Source organism: Isoptericola sp. NPDC057191 (genome assembly GCF_042670225.1).
Classification (GTDB): domain Bacteria; phylum Actinomycetota; class Actinomycetes; order Actinomycetales; family Cellulomonadaceae; genus Isoptericola.
In genome coordinates this window covers 1-4,467 of record NZ_JBHUWC010000249.1, presented here as the reverse complement: position 1 = coordinate 4,467, position 4,467 = coordinate 1, and the positions used below count along the sequence as shown (strand labels likewise).

Annotated in this window: 5 protein-coding genes; 3 read left to right on the top strand and 2 right to left on the bottom strand. The window is 74.7% G+C overall.

The genetic code is table 11. The features are described 5' to 3' along the window. The first annotated feature begins 89 nt into the window (after positions 1 to 89). Positions 90 to 1,097: an alpha/beta fold hydrolase gene (locus tag ACFT55_RS19210; RefSeq protein WP_380245450.1), complete on the top strand. Its 1,008-nt coding sequence runs from the start codon at positions 90 to 92 to the stop codon at positions 1,095 to 1,097. A gap of 34 nt (positions 1,098 to 1,131) precedes the next feature. On the opposite strand, the gene ACFT55_RS19205 is transcribed toward ACFT55_RS19210, so the two are convergent. Next, a complete protein-coding gene (locus ACFT55_RS19205) occupies positions 1,132 to 1,968 on the bottom strand; it encodes a TrmH family RNA methyltransferase (RefSeq protein WP_380245449.1) in 837 nt (278 codons plus the stop codon). Between the two features lie 38 nt (positions 1,969 to 2,006). Beyond that, positions 2,007 to 3,014, bottom strand: coding sequence for an AraC family transcriptional regulator (locus ACFT55_RS19200; RefSeq protein ID WP_380245448.1), 1,008 nt, complete (start codon positions 3,012 to 3,014; stop codon positions 2,007 to 2,009). Between the two features lie 136 nt (positions 3,015 to 3,150). Between ACFT55_RS19200 and ACFT55_RS19195 the strand changes: the two genes are divergently transcribed. Together ACFT55_RS19195 and ACFT55_RS19190 are read left to right on the top strand one after the other, a co-directional pair. Then, entirely contained in the window at positions 3,151 to 3,819 is a 669-nt protein-coding gene (locus ACFT55_RS19195; RefSeq protein WP_380245447.1) for an NAD(P)-dependent oxidoreductase, read from the top strand. Positions 3,820 to 3,886: 67 nt separating this feature from the next. Next, entirely contained in the window at positions 3,887 to 4,426 is a 540-nt protein-coding gene (locus tag ACFT55_RS19190) for a GNAT family N-acetyltransferase (RefSeq protein ID WP_380245446.1), read from the top strand. Positions 4,427 to 4,467: the final 41 nt, after the last annotated feature.

The following is a 4,467-nucleotide window of genomic DNA, read 5'->3' as shown; positions in this document are numbered from 1 at the left end:
GCGTGGAGCAGCGCCGCGCCGGCCCCTCGCTCTCCCCGCGCTTCTCCGTGCTTCCCCTCGTACTCCCTCGCTTCCCCTAAGGTGCGGCCATGACCGACGACGCAGGGCGAGCAGTCATCGCCGACCTGAGCGCGATCCCCAACCCGCAGGCCGTGGACCGCACGGCGACCGTCGAGCTCGGCGGCGTCGAGCAGTTCGTCTCGATCCGCGGCCGCGACCGCTCCAACCCGGTGCTCGTCGTCTGCCACGGCGGCCCCGCCGTCCCGTCGCTGCCCACCTCGTGGATCTGGCAGCGCGGGGTGGAGGACTACTTCACCGTCGTCAACTACGACCAGCGCGGCAGCGGCAAGTCCGTCGGCGGCGTCGACGACGACACGGACCTGAGCGTGGACCGCTACGTCAGCGACCTCGTCGAGCTCATCGCCTGGCTGCAGGACGAGCTCGGCGTCGAGCGCGTCGGCCTCCTGGGGCACAGCTGGGGATCGATCCTCGGCGTCCTGCTCGCCCGGCGCCGGCCGGACCTGCTCTGGGCGTACGTCGGCGTCGGCCAGGTGATCTCCGGCCCGGACAACGAGTCCGAGGCCTTCGCGCACGCGGTACGGAGCGCCACCGCCGACGGGAACGCCGAGGCGCTCGCGGAGCTGCGCGCCCTCGGCGACTACCCCGGCGAGGAGCCGCTCACCGTCGAGCGCATCGTCGTGTGCCGGCGGTGGGCGCAGCACTACGGCGGGCTGTCCGCCTACCGCGCGGAGTCCCGGTACTTCTTCGAGTCCGAGGCCCTGTCGCCGTACTACTCCGCCGACGACCTGGAGCTCGGCGCGCAGGGCCAGTCGATCACCCTCCCCCGCGTGCTCGACGACGTCCTCGGGTTCGACGCGAGCGACCAGGTCGAGTTCGACGTGCCGATGATCCAGTTCCTCGGCCGGCACGACTACACGACGCCGACGGCGCCCGTGGAGCGGTGGTTCGAGCGGGTCACCGCGCCGTCGAAGGACGTCGTGCGTTTCGAGCACTCGGCGCACCTGTGCATGCACGAGGAGCCCGGCAGGTTCGTCGTCAGCCTGGTGAACCTGGCTCTCCCGCACGCCGGGCGCTGATCGCGGCGCACGCTACTGCCTACCGCGTCGCTGCCTACCGCGTCGCCCAGAAGGCCACGGCCGACGCGGCGGCCACGTTGAGCGAGTCCACTCCCCCGGCCATCGGGATCCGCACGACGACGTCGGCGGCGTCGACCGCGCCGCGCGAGAGACCGTCGCCCTCGGTGCCCAGCACCATCGCGAGCCGCTCGGGCAGGTCGGCCGCCAGCTCGTCGAGGGACATCGAGTCGTCGGACAGCGCCAGCGCCGCGACCGTGAAACCGTCCTCCTGCAGCGCGTGCAGCCCGCCGGGCCAGGAGTCCAGACGCGTCCACGGCACCTGGAAGACCGTGCCCATGGAGACGCGCACCGACCGCCGGTAGAGCGGGTCCGCGCAGCGCGGCGAGACCAGCACCGCGTCGACGCCGAGCGCGGCGGCGGAGCGGAAGATCGCCCCGACGTTCGTGTGGTCCACGATGTCCTCCAGCACCGCGACGCGGCGCGCCCCCGTGCCGCCGCGCGCGCCCGCCACGAGCTCGTGCACGGTGGGCAGCGCCGGCCGGTGCATGGCCGCGAGCGCCCCACGGTGCAGGTGGAACCCGGTGATCTGCTGCACGACGGCGTCGTCGCCCACGTAGACAGGGACGCCCGGGTGGGCGGCGAGCACGTCCGCCATCGAGTCGAGCCACCTGTCGCCCATCAGGAACGACCGCGGCCGGTGCCCGGCCTCCAGGGCGCGGCGGATCACCGACGACGACTCGGCCATGTACAGGCCCTCGGCCGGCTCCCGCGCGGAGCGGAGCTTCACGTCCTTGAGGTCGGTGTAGTCGTGCAGGCGCGGGTCGGCGGGGTCGGTCACGCGCGTGACGCCGCCGGGATCGGGAGTGCTCACCGGGGCATTCTCCCCCGCTCCCCGCCCCACCCGGCACGTCAGCGTCCGAGCACCTCCGCGAGGCTGCGTGCCGCGCCGGACGCCCGCCACGCGCCCGGCGTCACGCCGTACCGCCGCACGAACGCGCGGTGGAAGCCGGGGACGGAGTCGTACCCCACCCGGCGTGCCACGACCTCCACGCTCGCGCCGTCCGCGCGCAGCAGGCGGGCCGCGGCGTCCATGCGGCAGCCGGTCACGTACGCCATCGGCGGCTCGCCGACCGTGCCGGCGAACCGGTCCGCGAACGCGGACCGGGACAGGCGGGCGCGGGCGGCCAGCGCGTCCAGGGTCCACGGGCCCCCCGGTGCCGCGTGCACGGCGCGCAGCACCGGGCCGAGCGCCGGGTCCCGGAGGGCGGCGATCCAGCCGGACGCCGGCTCCTCGGCCTCCAGCCAGCCGCGCACCACGTGCACGAGGAGCACGTCGGCCAGCCGCGCGGTGACGACGTCGGTGCCCGGCCGTGGACGGCGCACCTCGTGATCGATCGCGGCGACGACGGCCCGGAGCCACGACCCGTCGTCGCCGGCATCGTGGCCGCCGTCGGGGGCGCGCAGCACGGGCGGCAGGCTCGCGAGGAGCCGGGCCGCACCAGGGTCCGTGAAGCCCACCGCCCCGCACACGAGGGTGGCGGGGCGCCCGCCGCCGTCGATCCGCAGCTGCTCGTAGCGGTCGGCGACCACCGTGCGGTCCACGTCCCACAGCCCGGTGGCCGGGTCGTCGACGGTGCCGGTGATGCGATGGCCGGTGCCGTGAGGCACGAGGACGAGGTCGCCGGGCCCGAGCTCGTGCCGGTCGCCGTCGACGTCGACCACGGCCCGGCCGTCGAGGAGCAGGTGGAACATCGTGGTGCGGGGCAGCGCCGGCAGCGCGATGCCCCACGGTTCGGTGAAGCGCCCCGTCGAGCAGAAGACGGCCTCCATCTCGAGACCGCCCAGCAGGTCGGCCCAGGGGTCCTGCTGCGGCAGCCCGGCACCAGGGACAGGCAGCAGCGTGGCGACGTCGATCATGCGCCCATCCTCGGGCCCCTCCGGACGATCGGTCAAGACTTCCGGTGATCACGACATTGTTCGTCCGGCCAGGTTGCGGAAATCTGGAGATCGACGCCGGGACCGTACGGGACCCGGCACGACGAGGAGGATTCTCATGGACGTACTGGTGGTCGGAGCGACGCGCGGCAGCGGCCTCGCCGTGACCCGTGAGCTCGTCGAGGCAGGGCACCGCGTGACCGCCTTCGGCCGGACGGCGAGCGCCGCGTTCGCGACGCCGCTCCCCGGGCCCGGGACGGTGCGACCCGTCGACGGTGACGCGCTGGACCCCGAGGCGGTCGCCAAGGCCGTCGCCGGGCAGGACGCCGTCGTCGTCACGCTCGGCATCTCGGACAACCCGCTCGCCGTGCAGTGGCTGCGCCGGGCGAGCAGCCCCGCGGACGTGCGCTCGCGCGGCACCGCGACCGTCGTGGAGGCGATGCGCGAGACCGGTGTGCGCCGGCTCGTCGTGCAGTCGACCTACGGGCTCGGGGAGTCGTGGGCCCACCTCGACCTCACCTGGAAGCTGGTGTTCCGGTTCGTCATCGGGCGCCAGTTCACCGACTCCGGACGCCAGGAGGAGGTCGTGCGCGGCAGCGGCCTCGACTGGACGCTCGTGCGACCCGTCTCGCTCACGGACGACCCCGCCACCGGCACGTCCGCCCACGTGACGACCGACCACACCCGCCAGGGGCTCAAGGTCTCCCGCGCCCAGCTCGCGCGGGTGCACGCCGACACCCTGGCCGACCCGGCGACCGTCGGCGCCACGCTGAGCGTCTCCGCGTGACTTCTCCGGCAGCGCCCAGACCGCGGACGGCGGCGAGCCTGTCGGGACCGCGTGCCAGGATCGTGGGGTGACCCACGACCCGGCCACCGCGCCCGCTCCGGCTCTCGTCCTGCGCGACCGGGTGGCCGCCGACCTGCCCGCGCTCGTCGAGGCCCTCGGTGCCCAGCAGCCGGCGTCCGGCTACCCGCACCGCTGGCCCCTGCCGTTCCCCGTCGAGGAGTTCGTCGTCCGCCCCGACGAGGAGCGCGCCTGGGTGGCGGAGGTCGACGGCGCGGTCGTCGGGCACGTCAGCGTCACGACGGTGCCCGACGACCGGTACGGCGCCATCTGGTCCGCGGGGGCGGGCCGCCCGGTCACCGAGCTCGGCTGCGTCTCGGTCCTGTTCGTGGGCCCGACGGCGCAGGGTCGCGGTGTCGGCGGTGCACTGCTGGACGTCGCCGTCGCGCACCTGCACGCGCAGGGACGCACCCCGGTGCTCGACGTCGACGACCGCGACGGCGTGGCCCACGCCGTCTACCTGCACCGCGGGTGGCGGGTCGTGGGCGAGGCCCGCTTCGACTGGCAGCGGGAGGGCGCACCTCCCGCCCGGATGCTCGTGCTCCCCTGACCCCCGGCACATGCAACGAGCGTGCTGACCTGATCCTCAAA